Raw genomic sequence first — 16,793 nt, 5'->3', positions numbered from 1 at the left:
GGGGAGGCGGGTGAGGGGCGTGGGGCGTGGGTGAGGTGAGAGGAGCGGGTTGAGGGGGGTCGGAGCACGCTCCATGCGGGGCTGAACTGGGTTTCATCACATCAGGTGAATATCTGGCCCGAGGTTGCGGGCGGCAACGCGCGGTTGCCACGCTGTTGCTGACTGTCAAGCTGTTGGGAGGGGCACGTGCCTTTCGGTGAGCAGCCCGCGTACCTCCGCGTCGCCGGCGACCTGCGCCAGAAGATCGTCGAAGGGGTGCTGCCGCCGCACACCCGCCTCCCCTCCCAGGCCCGCATCCGCGAGGAGTACGGCGTCTCGGACACCGTCGCGCTGGAGGCGCGCAAGGTCCTGATGGCGGAAGGGCTGGTCGAGGGCCGCTCGGGGTCGGGGACGTACGTACGGGAACAGCCCGTCCCGCGCCGTATCGCCCGGGCCGGATTCCACTCGGTCGGCGGCTGTACGCCCTTCCGGCAGGAGCAGACCGACGAGCGGGTGCGCGGCACCTGGGAGTCCAACAGCGAGCAGGAGGCGGCGAGTTCGGCGGTCGCGGCCCGGCTGCGCATCCCGCCGGGGGGCAAGGTGATGCGGACCCGCTATCTCTTCCGGGCCGAGGGTGAGCCGGCGATGCTCTCGACGTCCTGGGAACCGTTGGAGGTGACGGGGCGGACGCCGGTGATGCTGCCGGAGGAGGGGCCGCTGGCGGGCCGCGGGGTCGTCGAGCGGATGGCGGCCATCGACATGGTGGTGGACAACGTCGTCGAGGAGGTCGGCGCGCGGCCCGCGCTGGCCGAGGAGGCGATCGCGCTGGGTGGGGTGCCGGGGCATGCGGTGCTGGTCATCTCGCGTACGTACTGCGCGGGCGGCCTGCCGGTCGAAACGGCCGATGTCGTCACGCTCGCGGACCGCTACCGGGTCGCCTACCACCTGCCGGTGAAGTAACCGGCAGGCGGGGAAGGCCCTTCGCCCGCGGTCGCGCCTCCCGGTGTCCGCCCGTCAGGCCTGTCGTGTCCTTACGTCTTGCCGCCTTACCGTCCTGCCGTCCCGACGCCCCGTACTGGATCCGCAGCGGCTTTCGGCCTCAAGTCCGATGTCCCCTTTGCGGGGGTCTGGCGTCAAATGTTGGCTGGATCTTGGTGTTGGAAACCTCACAGACGCTCAATTGGGCGGGTCTTTTCGCCATGAGCGGGAAGCCGATCTTCGAATTCGCTCTTACGATGGCGAAGTTTGTGCACGGCACGGGGGAAGACCAGGAGACCAGCACGTGAGCACGACGAAAACCCCGGCTGCGGAGCAGGGTTCGCATTCGAATTACCGCCGGTCCCTCGGGACCATTGCCCTGACCGCCACGGGTCTCGGGTCCATCATCGGCTCGGGATGGCTCTTCGGGGCCGAGCGGGCCGCCGCCATCGCAGGCCCGGCCGCGATCGTCGCCTGGATCATCGGCGCGCTGGTCGCGCTCACCATCGCGCTCACCTACTCCGAGCTCGGTGCGATGTTCCCGAAGGCCGGCGGCATGGTCCGTTACGGCCAGTACTCGCACGGCTCGCTCGCCGGCTACCTCGCGGCCTGGGCGAACTGGATCGCGATCGTCTCGGTGATCCCCGGTGAGGCCACCGCCTCTGTCCAGTACATGAGTTCCTGGGACTTCGGCTGGGCGAAGGCCCTCTACGACGGCAAGGAGCTGAGCGGCACCGGTGTCGGGCTGGCCAGCGTTCTGCTGATCTTCTACTTCTTCCTCAACTGGTTCGCCATCTCGCTGTTCGCGAAGACCAACACCGCGATCACGGTGTTCAAGGTCGTGGTGCCGGCGCTGACCGCCGCGGCGCTGATGGCGGCGCACTTCGACACCGGCAACATCACCCACCACGGCGGCTTCACCCCCAACGGCTGGAGCTCGGTCTTCACCGCCGTCGCGGTCTCCGGCATCGTCTGGGCCTACAACGGCTTCCAGTCCCCGCTGAACCTGGCCGCCGAGGCCCGCAACCCCGGCAAGTCGCTGCCCAAGGCGGTCGTTTCGTCGATCCTGATCGCGCTGGTCATCTATGTCGCGCTCCAGGTCGCGTTCCTGATGGCGGTGCCCGGCGACAAGCTGGCCGCCGGCGGTGGTTGGGCCGGCCTCGGCTTCAACTCGCCGCTCGCCGACCTCGCCGTGGCCTGGGGCCTGAACTGGCTGGCGCTGCTGCTGTACGCGGACGCCTTCGTCTCGCCGTCCGGCACCGGCATGATCTACGCCGCCACCACCTCCCGCATGATCCACGGTGTGCAGGAGAACGGCCATCTGCCCGGCGTCTTCGGCAAGGTGGACAAGAAGACCGGTGTGCCGCGCCCGGCGCTGCTGCTCAACCTCGTGATCGCCTTCCTCTTCCTCGCGGTCTTCCGCGGCTGGGGCTCGCTCGCCGAGATCGTCTCGGTCGCCACGGTCATCTCGTACATCACCGGCCCGGTCGCCGTGATGTCGCTGCGCCGTATCTCGCCGGACCTCAAGCGCCCGGTGAAGCTGCGCGCGATGCCGTTCGTCGCGCCGGTCGCCATGATCTTCGGCTCGCTGGTCCTGTACTGGGGCCGCTGGCCGCTGACCGGCAAGGTCATCCTGATCATGGCCGCCGGACTGCCGGTCTGGGCCTGGTACGAGATCGGCAAGCCGCTGACCCAGGGCCGCAAGCCGTGGGCCTCGCTGCGCCCGCATCTGAAGGCCGGTGCCTGGATGGTGGCGTACCTGCTGGTCATGGCCGCTGTCTCGTACGTCGGCGGCAAGGAATTCGGCGGTAAGGGCTATCTGCCGGAGGGCTGGGACATCCTCCTGGTCGCCCTGATCGGACTGGCCTTCTACTACTGGGGCGTGCGCAGCGCCTGGCGCAACCCGTCGCTGGTGCAGGTCGAGGCCGAGATGCGCGCGGCCGACGAGGCCGAGGCGGCGGACGACGCCGGCGCGGCCGAAGGGGCCAAGGCACCCGTAGGGGCCTGAGCCCGCCCGGCATCTCCTTCCTCCGCCCGGGGTATCGGGCACAACCGGCCACTCGCGGCCGCTTCCGGCTACGCCGGGGGCCGCGGGTGGCCGGTTCGGTATCTCTTTGTGCTATTCCATATCCGCTGAGTAAAGGTCGGGCGTACGCTCGGGCATATGCGGATTGCGATTTCGGCATCAGCAGACGAGAGGCGCGTGACGGCGCGCTACGGGGCGGACGGAGGGGCGCAATGACCGACGGTGGAGCGGTGCTCCCCTGGCTCGTCATCCGCCAGGACGAAGGGGGCAACCGGTATCGCGTCGGTCGCTATGCCACCCGGGCGGAGGCGGAGCGGGTGGCCGACCGGCTCGACACGCGTGGCCGCGGGCAGCTTTACGTGGTCGAGAAGGTCGACCGGGCGACGACCTGAAGGGGCGAGGGGAAGAAGCGGGACGGGGACGAGGGACGTAGGCTGCCGCGCATGACGACGGTGCGCGTAGTGGTGGGCGGAGCGGTGTGCGAAGGCGGGCGGCTGCTGGCCGCACGCCGCAGCGCGCCGCCCGTGCTGGCCGGCCGCTGGGAGCTGCCGGGCGGCAAGGTGGAGGACGACGAGACGCCCGAACGGGCGCTGGAGCGCGAGTTGCGCGAGGAGCTGGGCATCGAGGCGGTGGCCGTGGACCGCATCCCGGGGGAGTGGGTGCTGCGGCCCGGCTATGTCCTTCAGGTGTGGACGGCCCGGCTGGTGTCCGGCGTGCCGCGGCCGCTCCAGGACCATGACGAGCTGCGCTGGCTCCTGCCCGGTGAAGAAGGGCAGGTCGACTGGCTGGACCAGGACCGCCCTGCGGTGACCGAGGCGATGCGCCGGCTGGCCGCGACGACCGGCGTACGGCGGTAGGTTCCGGCAGGCCGCGGGCCGGGTCCCCGGATTGCGTGCAGGGCGCGCGGCGGCCGGCCCTGGGGCACGCGCCCCGCGTGCCCCCGTACCCTCCGCCGCGCACCGGCGCTCGCCCGTAGGATCCGCGCGGACACGCCTTCCCCATATGAGCCATTTGTGCCACAGTGCACCGTTGAAGGCGGTACTCCGGACCCGATACCGGGTATGTCCTGATTGACCCCTTCGGTATGGGTGAGACGAGGGGGGAGGCCATCGGGCTGGGATGTGATCGGCGTGAGCGACAGCGCAGCGGCAGGGTCCCCGGAGTCCGGCCCCCACCACGCCCGCCGGCGCCGTATGGCCACCGGCGCACCGGTCGCCGAATGGAGCTTCCCGGCCGACCCCGGAGCGGTCCGCACCGCCCGCCGCGCCGTCCGCCGCGTACTCGACGACTGGGGACTGAACGGCGCCGCCGATGTAGCCGTACTACTCGTCAGCGAGCTCGTCACCAACTCCCTGCGCTACGCCAGCGGGCCGATCGGTGTCCGCATGGTGCTGCTCAGTGCCGGCGGGCTGCTCGTCGAGGTTTCCGATCCGCTGCCCGACCCGCCGCTGGAGCGCACCGCCGCCCCCGACGACGAGGGAGGCCGCGGATTGCAGCTGGTCGCGTGCACCTCGCGCCGCTGGGGGACCCGGCGCGGAAAGAGTGGCAAGACAGTGTGGTTCGAGCTGTCCGTGGCTGGTTAGGAGACATGTGGAGTCCTGATCGTTGCCATTTCATCGACATTCTGTCGATGGCCTGCGATCGAGACTGTGCTGTGATCGTGAAGACCGTGTTCCGGAAAGCCGAGGTGCTGGATACTCAGGTTGGTCCGGTCCGGGCACGATGAGCTGGAGGGGACGGGGCTCGTGAGCGAGATGTCATCCGGCGGGGCAGAACCCGCGCAGGCCGACGGTGGACAGGGCGGTGCGGACGGCCCCGGTGACCCAGGCGGCCGGCCGCACGTGCGTGACCTGCACGGTCCGCCCGTATGGCAGAGCAGCCGGCCCGGATCGATCTACGACTACATCCGCGTGGCCTCCTTCTCCCTCGGCCCCGACGGCCGGATCGACCAATGGAGCGAGCGCGCCGAGCAGCTGCTCGGCATCCCCGCCCGGTACGCCCTCGGCAAGGACCCCGTGGACGCCTTCGTCCCCACGGAGTTGCGCGAGACCGGACACCGCAAGGTGTCCGAGATACTCGACGGCCGGGAATGGACCGGCCTGGTGCCCTACCGCAGGGCCGAGGGCGGACCGGCCGACGGGCTCGCCGAGATCTATGTGATGCCCTCCCGCAACGAGGAGGGCGAGCGCGCCGCGGTCTGTATCGTCGTCGATGTCCGGGCGCTGCGCGGCATCGAGACCGACCTCGCCGCCTCGCAGGCCGTTTTCGGTCAATCTCCCATCGGTTTCACTCTGTTCGGCACCGACCTGAAACTGCTGCGGGTCAACGAACGCTTCGCCACGGTCTTCGGCGGCCCGGCGAGCAAGTACCGCGGCCGCACCCCGCACGACTTCCTGCCCCGCTCCGAGGCCGACCGGATGACCGCCGCGCTGCGCCGCGTCCTGGACACCGGCGAGCCGGTCACCGAGATGCAACTGGTCGGCCTGGTACCCGGAGAGGAGGAACGCCGCCGCTGGTCGATCTCGCTCTACCGGCTGCACGGCGCCAGCGGCCGCCCCATCGGCGTCGCGGCCCTCGCCGCCGACGTCACCGGCCGCCGCCGCGCCGAGCGCGAGGCGGCCAACGCCCGCCGCAACCTCGCCCTGCTCAACGAGGCCGGCGCCCGGATAGGCAACTCCCTCGACCTGGAGACCACCGCCCGCACCCTGCTCGACGTCGCCGTACCGCAGTTCTGCGACCTGGCGTCGGTGGACCTCTACCAGGGGCTGCTGTCCGGGGACGAGGCGCCGCCCGGCATGAGCGACGGCAGCGCCGAGCTGCGCCGGGTCGCCTTCGCCAGCGCCGTCTCCGACGCCCTGTTCGCCGGCGCCGCCGGCGGCTCCCCCGAGGACGCGCCGGTCGCGGTCGGCGCCGTCCACCGCTACCCCTTCAACTCCCCCTGCGCGGGCGCCCTGCGCACCGCCCAGGCACAGATCATCCCGGGCCGGGAGAGCGACGACGGGCCGGAGCTGGGGGCGGTGGTGCACTCCACCCTCGCCGTGCCGATGGTCGCCAGGGACACCGTCGTCGGACTGGTGCAGTTCTCCCGTACGAAGGGCAGCGAGCCGTTCGGCGAGCGTGACACCGCGCTCGCCGTCGAGCTGGCCGCGCGCGCCGCGGTCTGTATCGACAACGCCCGCCTCTACCGCCGCGAGCACGAACGCGCCCTGATATTGCAGCGCAGCCTGCTGCCGCCCGGCGACCCGGAGGCCGCCGGCCTCGACATCGCCTGCCGCTATCTGCCCGGCACCACCGCCACCGAGGTCGGCGGCGACTGGTTCGACGTCATCGAACTCCCCGGCCACCGCACGGCGTTGGTCGTCGGCGATGTGATGGGCCGCGGACTGCGCGCCGCCGTCGCGATGGGCGAACTGCGCACCGCCGTACGGACCTTGGCACTGCTGGACCTGGAGCCGGCCGAAGTCCTCTCGGCGCTGGACGAGATCGCCCGCGGCCTCGGCGGCAACGCCGAGGGCCGGTCCACCGCACGGGCCACCCGCGGCCGGCCCGGAGCCGCCCGCGGCGCGCTGGAGTCCGGCCGCTCCGCCCGTACCGCCGACCTCTCCGAGGTCTACCTCGCCACCTGCGTCTACGCCGTCTACGACCCGGTCACCCGGCGCGCCACCTTCGCCAACGCCGGCCATCTGCCGCCGGTGCTGGTCGAGGAGGGCGAGGACGCCCTGCTGCTCGACGTACCGCCGGGGATGCCGCTGGGCGTCGGCGGTGAGCCCTTCGAGGAGATCGAGGTCGAACTGCCGGACGGAGCGCTGCTCGCGCTCTACACCGACGGCCTGGTGGAGTCCCGCCACCACCCCCTCGACGAGGGGCTGGAGGCGTTCCGGTCGGCCCTCTCGGGCGCCGACCGCCCGCTGGAGGACGCCTGCGACCATGTGCTGAGCGCGCTGGACACCTCGCACGGCGAGGACGACATCGCACTGCTGATGGCGCGGGTGCACGGGCTGCCCAAGGACGCGGTGGGGGACTGGAGCCTGGCGCCGGAGGCCCGCTCGGTGGCCAGGGCCCGGGAACTGGCCCGCGACCAGCTCACGGACTGGGGCCTCCAGGGGCTGGTGGACACCACGGAGCTGCTGGTCAGTGAGCTGGTGACCAATGCGCTCCGGCACGGCCACGGCGAGATCCGGCTGCGGCTGCTGCTGGACCGCACACTGGTCTGCGAGGTCTGGGACGCCGATCTCGCCCAGCCGCGCCGCCGCCGCGCCCGCGACACCGACGAGGGCGGCCGCGGACTGCAACTGGTCGGCCTGCTCAGCGAGGGCTGGGGCAGCCGCCGCACACCGCGCGGCAAGACGGTCTGGTTCGAACTCGCCCTCCCGGACGGGGATGCGCCGGTGGCCGACCCGACGGAGGCGCTGCTGAGCCTGTTCTGAACGCGGCGCGGGACGCGGGGCCGGTGCCCCGCGTCCCGCGGACCGTTCAGCGGCCCGGACCGGAAGCCCGGGCCGGCGCCGTCACCGGCTCATTCGCCGCGCCGCCGGATCTTGTTCCCCAGCCACACCAGCGGGTCGTACTTACGGTCCGCGGCGCGTTCCTTCAGCGGGATCAGCGCATTGTCGGTGATCTTGATGTGCTCGGGGCAGACCTCCGTACAGCACTTGGTGATGTTGCAGTAGCCCAGCCCGTGATCGTCCTGCGCGGTGGTCTTGCGGTCGACACCCGACTCCTCCGCCGCGTCCAGCGGATGCATATCGAGCTCGGCGATCCGCATCAGGAAGCGCGGACCGGCGAAGGCGGCCTTGTTCTCCTCGTGGTCGCGCACCACATGGCAGGTGTCCTGGCACAGGAAGCACTCGATGCACTTACGGAACTCCTGCGACCGGCCGACGTCCTCCTGCCGCATCCGGTACTCACCGGGCGCCAGCTCGGCGGGCGGCACGAACGAGGGGATCTCCCGCGCCTTGGCGTAGTTGAAGGACACATCGGTGACCAGGTCACGGACGACCGGGAACGCCCGCATCGGGGTGACCGTGATCGTCTCCGTACGGTCGAACACCGACATCCGGGTCATGCACATCAGCCGCGGCCGCCCGTTGATCTCCGCGCTGCACGAACCGCACTTGCCCGCCTTGCAGTTCCAGCGCACCGCGAGATCCGGCGCCTGGGTGGCCTGGAGGCGGTGGATGATGTCGAGCACCACCTCGCCCTCGTGCACCTCGACCGTGAAGTCCGTAAGGCTCCCGGCGTCCGCATCGCCCCGCCACACCCGGAAGTGCGCCTGGTAGGCACCGGACTGCCCGGCCGGCCCGGTCGTCTGCTGTGCGCTCTGCGGCTCGCTCACCGGCTCAGCTCCTCGTCGGTCAGATACTTCGCCAGCTCGTCCTTCTCGAACAGTTCCAGCAGATCGCGGCGGATCGGCGGGGTTTCGCGGCGGGAGAGCCGGATCTGGCCCAGCGCCGGGTCGGCGGCCCTGGAGTCGCCCTGCGGGTCGGCCATCCGGCAGACCAGATTGACGTTCCGCCAGCCGCGGTCCATCGCCGGATGATCGTCGCGGGTGTGCCCGCCGCGGCTCTCCTCGCGTTCCAGCGCCGCCCGCGCCACACACTCGCTGACCAGCAGCATGTTCCGCAGATCGATCGCCAGGTGCCAGCCCGGGTTGTACTGCCGGTGCCCCTCCACGCCGGCCCGCCGGGCCCGTACCCGCAGCTCGGCCAGGCGTTTGAGCGCCTCGTACATCTCGCTCTCCCGCCGGATGATGCCGACCAGGTCGTTCATCGCCTGCTGGAGCTCCTGGTGCAGGGTGTACGGGTTCTCCGCCGGGCCCGGCTCGCGCCCGCCGCCGTCCGCCCCTTCGACCAGCTCGGCGCTGAAGGGGCGCAGCGCCTCCGCCTCCGCGGCGTCGATCTGCACCGGGTCGACCTGGGGGCGTTCGGTCAGCGACGCCGTGTACTCGGCCGCGTGCAGTCCCGCCCGGCGGCCGAAGACCAGCAGGTCGGAGAGGGAGTTGCCGCCCAGCCGGTTGGAGCCGTGCATCCCGCCGGCCACCTCACCGGCCGCGAACAGCCCCGGTACGCCGGTCGCCGCCGCGCTGTCCGGGTCCACCTCCACCCCGCCCATCACGTAGTGACAGGTCGGGCCTACCTCCATCGGCTCGGCGGTGATGTCGACATCCGCCAGCTCCTTGAACTGGTGGTGCATCGACGGCAGCCGGCGTTTGATCACCTCGGCCGGCATCCGGGTGGAGACGTCCAGGTAGACCCCGCCGTGCGGGGAGCCGCGGCCCGCCTTCACCTCGGCGTTGATGGCGCGGGCGACCTCGTCACGGGGCAGCAGTTCGGGCGGGCGGCGGTTGTGGTCGGGGTCGTCGTACCAGCGGTCGCCCTCGTCCTCGGTCTCGGCGTACTTCTCCTTGAAGACGTCCGGGATGTAGTCGAACATGAAGCGCTTGCCGTCGCTGTTGCGCAGCACCCCGCCGTCGCCGCGTACCGACTCGGTGACCAGGATGCCCTTGACCGACGGCGGCCAGACCATGCCGGTGGGGTGGAACTGCACGAACTCCATGTTGATCAGCGGCGCACCGGCGAGCAGCGCCAGCGCATGCCCGTCGCCGGTGTACTCCCAGGAGTTCGACGTCACCTTGAAGGACTTGCCGATACCGCCGGTGGCCAGCACCACCGCGGGGGCCTCCAGCACGAAGAAGCGGCCGGACTCCCGCTCGTAACAGAACGCGCCGGAGACCCGGTTATCCGTCTTGAGCACGCGGGTGACGGTGCACTCCTGGAAGACCTTCAGCCGGGCGTCGTACGCGCCGAGCTCCCGCTCGTCCTCCTGCTGGAGCGAGACGATCTTCTGCTGGAGGGTGCGGATCAGCTCCAGGCCCGTACGGTCGCCGACGTGCGCCAGACGCGGGTACTCGTGGCCGCCGAAGTTGCGCTGGGAGATCCGGCCGTCGGGCGTACGGTCGAAGAGCGCGCCCCAGGTCTCCAGCTCCCAGACCCGGTCGGGCGCCTCGCGGGCGTGCAGTTCGGCCATCCGCCAGTGGTTGAGAAACTTTCCGCCGCGCATGGTGTCGCGGAAGTGGACCTGCCAGTTGTCGTGCTCATTGGCGTTGCCCATGCTGGCCGCGATACCGCCCTCGGCCATCACGGTATGGGCCTTGCCGAACAGGGACTTGCAGATCACGGCCGTTCGCATGCCGGCCTCGCGGGCCTCGATGGCGGCGCGCAGACCGGCGCCGCCCGCGCCCACCACGACCACGTCCCATGCCTGCCGGTCCACATGCGCCATCGGAGGGCACACCTTTCCTCAGTAGTAGCTGTCGTCAGAAGAAGCGGGGGTCCTCGAAGGCCCCGCTGGCCAGCAGGAAGACATAGAAGTCCGCCAGCGCCACGCTGATCAGGGAGGTCCACGCGAGCAGCATGTGCCGCTCGTTGAGCTTGCCGATCCAGCCCCACAGCCGGTAGCGCACCGGGTGCTTGGAGAAGTGCCGCAGCCGGCCGCCGACGATGTGCCGGCAGGAATGACACGAGAGGGTGTACGCCCAGATCAGCACGATGTTGACGAGGAACACCAGGGAGCCCAGGCCCATGTGCCCCCAGGCGTAGTGCTCGTCGCGGAAGGTGAGTGCGGTGTCGTAGGTCAGCACGCCGGCGACCAGCAACGCGAAGTAGAAGAAGTAGCGGTGGATGTTCTGAAGGATCAGCGGGAAGCGGGTCTCACCGGTGTACTTCTTGTGCGGTTCGGCGACCGCGCAGGCCGGCGGTGAGGCCCAGAAGCCGCGGTAGTAGGCCTTGCGGTAGTAGTAGCAGGTCAGCCGGAAGCCCAGCGGGAAGATCAGGATCAGCAGGGCGGGGGACAGGCCCCACCAGCTGCCGAAAATCTCCCAGTTGGGCCCGCCGCGCATGGTGTGGCAGTTCTCCGCCAGGCACGGCGAGTAGAACGGCGAGACATAAGGCGCGGCGTAGTAGTCGGCGTTCGCGAACGCCCGCCAGGTCGAGTAGACGATGAAGGCGAGCAGCCCGGCGGCGGTCGCGGCCGGCGCCAGCCACCAGCGGTCGGTGCGCAGATGGCGGGCGGGGATGGCGGCGCGCGAGGCGGTGTGCACACCGCTCGCGCCCGTGTGTGATGAGGGTTCGGTGCCAGTGGCCAACGTCGGTCTCCGTGAAGGGCGCTCCGGCCGGAATGCTTCCGTGACGCTTCCGTCAAATGCTTCCGCCGGGGCGGCAACGGGGTAGGGGTCTGAGTGGGGCGAGGGCACCCCCTAAGGGGCCTCCACCAGGGGCTTTCCCCTAGGGGGCATGTCCGTTGCGGGAGCCGAGGCCCTCGTCCTCGGCGTCGGCCCACAGCGTGGCGTCGTAGGGGGCGTCGGGGATCGGCACCAGCTCGTCGGCGGCGGCGCCCTGGCGTGCCGCGGGGCCGGCCGCCGCGGTCTGCTTCAGCAGGGCCAGGCTCTGGCGCAGATGGTCCGTATCGCTGCGCACCCGGCGGATGTCCAGGCCGGCGCCGAGCCGGGTCTCCAGTCGCCCCACCGACCGGACCAGGTCGTCCAGGCTGCGTTCAACCGCCGTCAGTTCGTCCTGAAGGGACATACGCGTGCCCTCACTTTTGAAGGTGTGGTGGGCGATCTCATGCGCCCGAGAGTGTCGCGCGTCACAGTAGGCGTTGGGAAGGGGTCCAACGCGATTACGACTCGAACCGGTGCGTTTCGGCAACCATGCGCCGCGGCGGGGGTCGAACGCCGGTACGGACCGGGGCTGATGTGCGGTCCGCGGGCCACCCCGCGCGGCCGCTCTCGACCGCTCACGACGGCTTACGACGCGCTCCGTGTTGCGCCGGGCGGGTGGCCTTCGCCCGGCTTCCGCCGTGTCGGGCGGCCGGGCGCGGACCGGTCGCCTTCAGTAGGGGCCAATAGATGTGATGAGCCGCAAAGTCGGCCGAACGTGGTGTGCCGGAGAGGGACCGGCCAAGCGGCGCGACGCGGGCGAGCCCCGGAGGTAAGAGTCATGACCGACCACGACAACCCCGCCCGCGCGGCCCGCAGACGCCGCATCGCCGCGCTGGTCACGGCGGGCGTGCTGCTCCCGGTGCCGGCCCTGGCCGGATGCAGCGACAGTCAGGAGACGTCCGCCACGGCGTCCCAGGACATCGCCCCGGCCCCCCGCAGCGAGATCAGGAGCGGCGGCACCCTGCGCTGGGCGATCGATGCGCTGCCCGGCACCCTCAACGCCTTCCAGGCCGACGCCGACGCGACCACCACCCGGATCACCGGCGCGGTACTGCCCAGCATGTTCACCGTCGACGCCAACGGCGCACCGCAGCGCAACGCCGACTACCTCGACGCGGCGGACATCAGCGCCCGCGACCCCAAGCAGGTCGTCACCTACAAGATCAACCCCAAGGCGCGGTGGAGCGACGGCACCGCGATCACCGCGGCGGACTTCATCGCCCAGTGGACCGCGCTGCGCGGCAAGGACAACGCGTTCTGGACCGCCCGTAACGCCGGCTACGACCGGATCGGCAAGGTCACGCAGGGCGCCAACGCCCACGAGGTCAAGGTCACCTTCGCCCGGCCCTACGCCGACTGGCAGTCCCTGTTCACACCGCTCTACCCCAAGAGCGTGATGGGCAACGCCAACGCCTTCAACGACGGTGCGCGCGAGCAGCTCAAGGTCGGCGCGGGCCCGTTCCGCGTCCAGAAGCGGGACACCGAGGAGGGCCGGGTGGTCCTCGTACGGAACCCGAAGTGGTGGGGCGCGCCCGCCAAGCTCAAGAAGATCGTGCTGGAGTCGCTGCCCGGGGACAAGCGGGCCGCGGCGCTGGCCAACGGGTCCGTCGATGTCGCCGCGGTCGACCCGGCCGCCGCGAAGCGGGTCGCCTCCGCCCTCGGCCCGGCCCACAAGCCCGGCACCGGCAACGCGGGCCCCCAGGGCGATGAGGCCGCCGGCCGCTCCGGCGCCCGGGCCGCCGCCGCGCAGAGATCCGCGCTGCGCGGCTACGCCATCCGCAAGGCCCTGGAGCCCGCCTACACCCAGCTCGCCCTCAACGGCAGCAGCGGCCCGCTGGCCGACGACCGGGTGCGCCGCGCGGTGGCCCGCGCCATCGACCGGCAGGCGCTGGCCGACACCGTCCTCAAACCGCTCGACCTGCCGTCCAGCCCGCTCGGCAGCCATCTGCTGATGGCCGGGCAGCGCGGCTACGAGGACCACAGCGACGCGCTCGGCGAGCAGGACACCGAGGCGGCCAAGGGGCTGCTCGCCGACGCCGGCTGGAAGCCCGACGGTGCGAGCCGTCAGCAGGCCGGCGAGAAGGCGGGCGCACCGGCCCCCGGAGCCTGGCGCGACGGCGACTACGGCGACTACGGCGACGAGGACCGGGACGGCGAGGAGGGCGGCGACGGCTTCGGCGACGGGTTCACCGGCGACGGCTACGACGCGGGCGCCGACGGCGAGTACGACGGCCGCAACCCCGGACGCCCGATCCCCGGCCACGCCGGCGTGCCCGCCAGGGCCCACCACGGAGAGGGCGCCCGCCCGGCCGCCGCCGAGGCCCCGCTCTCCTTCACCGGCGCGGTCGGCTCCGAGGTACAGCAGTCCGCCCTGCTGCGGCAGAGCGCCGCGTTCTACAAGGAGGCGGCCGCGGACCGGAAGGAGGAGGCGGACGGGGACAAGGAGTCCGCGGCGTACGCCAAGTACAAGCAGTACAAGAAGCGGGCGGCACAGGCGTTGAGCGCCGCCGAGCGGATCGAGACCGGACAGGCCCCGGACCTGCCCGGATCCGGCGGCCACCCGGGCGCCCGGCACCTGGCGGCGCCGCTGCGCGCGGGGCAGCCGGCCGGTGAAACGGGAGCCAGGGCAGCCGCCGTCAAGAAGAACGGCAAGCCGCTGACCCTCCGCTTCGTGCTCCCCGACGGCGCGGCCTCCGAGCAGCTGCGCACCGTGGGCCGCAAGATCGCCGCGATGCTCTCCAAGATCGGCGTGCAGACCGCCGTCCAGCGGGTCTCCGACGCCAGCTACTTCCAGGACCACATCGCCGCCGGCGACTACGACCTGGCGCTGTACTCCTGGCCCGGCACCGCCTACCCGGCGACCGACGCCCGCCCGATCTACGCCAAGCCGCAGCCCGCGCCCGACGGCTCGCTGACCGTCGAGCAGAACTACACCCGGGTCGGCAGCGACCACATCGACCAGCTCTTCGACCAGGCCGCCTCCGAGCTGGACGAGGACGCCGCGCGCTCGCTCGTGGCGCAGACCGACGCCCGGATCTGGGCGGCCGCCGGCTCGATCCCGCTCTACCAGCGGCCCGAGCTGGTGGCGACCAAGAAGTCGCTCGCCAATGTGGGTGCCTTCGGCTTCTCCACGCCCCGCTTCCAGGACATCGGGTACAAGAAGTGACCCTCACTCGACGCAGAGGTCTGGCCAAAGCCAACAATCGGTAAGAAAGTGCAGGTCAGCGGTGCTACGTACGGGCTGGGGCGGCCTTTGTCGCCCCGGCCCCGTACCATGGGGTGAGGCCGTGGCTTCTTCTGCCCGGCGGGCGCGCGTACCGGACCGTACGCGCCGCCATCCACGATTCCGGGAGAAGCACCGCTAGTGCCCACGCGCCACGACATTCGTAATGTAGCCATCGTCGCCCACGTCGACCACGGCAAGACGACCCTCGTCGACGCCATGCTCAAGCAGGCCGGAGCGTTCGCCGAGCACGCCGCCGAAAAGCTCGACGACCGGATGATGGACTCCAACGACCTGGAGCGTGAGAAGGGCATCACGATCCTCGCCAAGAACACGGCGGTGAAGTACCACCCCAAGGACGGCGGGGAGCCCATCACGATCAACATCATCGACACCCCCGGCCACGCCGACTTCGGCGGCGAGGTCGAGCGCGGTCTGTCGATGGTCGACGCGGTCGTCCTGCTGGTCGACGCCTCCGAGGGCCCGCTCCCGCAGACCCGCTTCGTGCTGCGCAAGGCCCTCGCGGCCCGTATGCCGGTCATCCTGTGCATCAACAAGACCGACCGCCCCGACTCCCGGATCGACGAGGTCGTCAACGAGACCTACGACCTCTTCCTGGACCTGGACGCGGACGAGGACCAGATCGAGTTCCCGATCGTCTACGCCTGCGCCCGTGACGGCGTCGCCTCGCTGACCAAGCCGGAGGACGGCACCGTCCCGGCCGACAGCACCAACCTGGAGCCGTTCTTCACCACGCTGCTGGAGCACGCCCCGGCGCCCGAGTTCGACGCGGAGGCCCCCCTCCAGGCTCACGTCACCAACCTCGACGCGGACAACTTCCTCGGCCGTATCGCGCTGCTCCGCGTCGAGCAGGGCGAGCTGCGCAAGGGCCAGACCGTCGCCTGGATCAAGCGTGACGGCAGCATGGCCAACGTCCGCATCACCGAGCTGATGATGACCGAGGCCCTCACCCGCAAGCCCGCCGAGGTGGCCGGCCCGGGCGACATCTGCGCCGTCGCCGGTATCCCCGACATCATGATCGGCGAGACCCTGGCCGACCCCGAGAACCCGGTCGCGCTGCCGCTGATCACCGTCGACGAGCCGGCGATCTCGATGACCATCGGCACCAACACCTCCCCGCTGGTCGGCCGCGGCGGCACCGGCAAGGGCGCCGACGCCAAGTCCGCGGTCAAGGACCGCAAGGTCACCGCCCGCCAGGTCAAGGACCGTCTGGAGCGCGAGCTGATCGGTAACGTCAGCCTCCGCGTCCTGGACACCGAGCGCCCCGACGCCTGGGAGGTGCAGGGCCGCGGTGAGCTGGCGCTGGCCATCCTCGTCGAGCAGATGCGCCGCGAGGGCTTCGAGATGACCATCGGCAAGCCGCAGGTCGTCACCAAGCAGGTCGACGGCAAGACCTACGAGCCCGTCGAGCGCATGACCATCGACGTGCCCGAGGAGCACATGGGCGCCGTCACCCAGCTCATGGGCACCCGCAAGGGCCGGATGGACAACATGTCCAACCACGGCTCCGGCTGGGTCCGCATGGAGTTCGTCGTGCCCTCCCGCGGTCTGATCGGCTTCCGCACGGAGTTCCTGACCAACACCCGCGGCACGGGTATCGCGCACTCCATCCACGAGGGCCACGAGCCGTGGTTCGGCGAGCTGAAGACCCGTAACAACGGTTCGCTGGTCGCCGACCGCGCCGGTGCGGTCACCGCCTTCGCGATGACCAACCTCCAGGAGCGCGGTGTGCTCTTCACCGAGCCGGGCACCGAGGTGTACGAGGGCATGATCGTCGGCGAGAACTCGCGCGCGGACGACATGGACGTGAACATCACCAAGGAGAAGAAGCTCACCAACATGCGCTCCTCCTCGGCCGACTCGTTCGAGGCGATCGTCCCGCCCCGCAAGCTCTCCCTGGAGCAGTCCCTGGAGTTCTGCCGCGACGACGAGTGCGTCGAGGTCACTCCGGAGTCCGTGCGCATCCGCAAGGTCGTCCTGGACCAGAAGGAGCGGGGGCGGACGGCTTCTCGCGCCAAGCGGTGACGCTGCGCTTGGCTTGACCCCCACGTTGTTGGCTTTCCCGCCGTGCCTCGTCTCGCCGTTGCGCCTGGCGGCGGGCGTGGGTTGTCGGGTGCGGTGCCGCTCCTCCGGACTTCGTCCTGCGGCGCGGCCCCTCCCGTAGGTGGGTGATCAAGGCCGGTGGGGGTGCACGTAGCTGGTTACGTGCACCCCCACCGGCCTTTTCCTTTCCCCCAACGGGAGGGGACGGGCCGGAGGGGCCTGGTGTGTGGACGTAAAGCGAAGCAGTCCACACACCAGGCCCCGGAGGTCCGTCACCGCACCCGACAACCACCTGGCCCGCCGCA

12 protein-coding genes are annotated in these 16,793 nt (G+C 70.9%); 8 read left to right on the top strand and 4 right to left on the bottom strand.

The annotated features are described in order from the left end of the window. Nucleotides 1-186: 186 nt before the first annotated feature. The 6 genes from ACZ55A_RS35465 (at nt 187) to ACZ55A_RS35440 (ending at nt 7,410) form a co-directional block, all read left to right on the top strand. Complete coding sequence (locus ACZ55A_RS35465) at nt 187-939, top strand: GntR family transcriptional regulator (RefSeq protein WP_468849004.1); 753 nt, start codon at nt 187-189, stop codon at nt 937-939. A 322-nt stretch (nt 940-1,261) separates the two neighbouring features. Beyond that, nucleotides 1,262-2,965, top strand: a complete 1,704-nt coding sequence (locus ACZ55A_RS35460; RefSeq protein ID WP_468849003.1) for an APC family permease — start codon at nt 1,262-1,264, stop codon at nt 2,963-2,965. A 230-nt stretch (nt 2,966-3,195) separates the two neighbouring features. Next, nucleotides 3,196-3,375, top strand: coding sequence for an SPOR domain-containing protein (locus tag ACZ55A_RS35455; RefSeq protein WP_468849001.1), 180 nt, complete (start codon nt 3,196-3,198; stop codon nt 3,373-3,375). 51 nt (nt 3,376-3,426) lie between these two features. Continuing rightward, nucleotides 3,427-3,840 (top strand): (deoxy)nucleoside triphosphate pyrophosphohydrolase, encoded by a 414-nt coding sequence (locus ACZ55A_RS35450; protein ID WP_468848999.1) that lies wholly within the window; start codon nt 3,427-3,429, stop codon nt 3,838-3,840. 264 nt (nt 3,841-4,104) lie between these two features. Then, nucleotides 4,105-4,566: an ATP-binding protein gene (locus tag ACZ55A_RS35445; protein WP_468848998.1), complete on the top strand. Its 462-nt coding sequence runs from the start codon at nt 4,105-4,107 to the stop codon at nt 4,564-4,566. 171 nt (nt 4,567-4,737) lie between these two features. Then, the gene (locus ACZ55A_RS35440) at nt 4,738-7,410 is read left to right on the top strand and encodes a SpoIIE family protein phosphatase (RefSeq protein ID WP_468849072.1); all 2,673 of its coding nucleotides are present in this window, start codon (nt 4,738-4,740) and stop codon (nt 7,408-7,410) included. 89 nt (nt 7,411-7,499) lie between these two features. On the opposite strand, the gene ACZ55A_RS35435 is transcribed toward ACZ55A_RS35440, so the two are convergent. The 4 genes from ACZ55A_RS35435 to ACZ55A_RS35420 form a co-directional block, all read right to left on the bottom strand. After that, complete coding sequence (locus tag ACZ55A_RS35435) at nt 7,500-8,318, bottom strand: succinate dehydrogenase/fumarate reductase iron-sulfur subunit (RefSeq protein ID WP_468848996.1); 819 nt, start codon at nt 8,316-8,318, stop codon at nt 7,500-7,502. After that, nucleotides 8,315-10,264 (bottom strand): fumarate reductase/succinate dehydrogenase flavoprotein subunit, encoded by a 1,950-nt coding sequence (locus tag ACZ55A_RS35430; protein ID WP_468848994.1) that lies wholly within the window; start codon nt 10,262-10,264, stop codon nt 8,315-8,317. Before ACZ55A_RS35430 ends, ACZ55A_RS35435 begins: the two co-directional genes overlap by 4 nt. A 34-nt stretch (nt 10,265-10,298) precedes the next feature. Next, nucleotides 10,299-11,126, bottom strand: coding sequence for a hypothetical protein (locus ACZ55A_RS35425; RefSeq protein WP_468848992.1), 828 nt, complete (start codon nt 11,124-11,126; stop codon nt 10,299-10,301). A 139-nt stretch (nt 11,127-11,265) separates the two neighbouring features. After that, the gene (locus ACZ55A_RS35420; RefSeq protein WP_468848991.1) at nt 11,266-11,565 is read right to left on the bottom strand and encodes a hypothetical protein; all 300 of its coding nucleotides are present in this window, start codon (nt 11,563-11,565) and stop codon (nt 11,266-11,268) included. 414 nt (nt 11,566-11,979) lie between these two features. Here ACZ55A_RS35420 and ACZ55A_RS35415 point away from each other — a divergent pair, with 414 nt between their 5' ends. Next, the gene (locus ACZ55A_RS35415; protein ID WP_468848990.1) at nt 11,980-14,367 is read left to right on the top strand and encodes an ABC transporter family substrate-binding protein; all 2,388 of its coding nucleotides are present in this window, start codon (nt 11,980-11,982) and stop codon (nt 14,365-14,367) included. 198 nt (nt 14,368-14,565) lie between these two features. Further along, complete coding sequence (gene typA / locus ACZ55A_RS35410) at nt 14,566-16,470, top strand: translational GTPase TypA (RefSeq protein WP_468848989.1); 1,905 nt, start codon at nt 14,566-14,568, stop codon at nt 16,468-16,470. The last annotated feature ends 323 nt before the right edge of the window (nt 16,471-16,793 follow it).

The sequence above is a fragment of the Streptomyces sp. NPDC034111 genome (assembly GCF_055575375.1).
The sequence above is the reverse complement of the archived record's forward strand: the minus strand, read 5'-3'. Positions and strand labels throughout refer to the sequence as shown.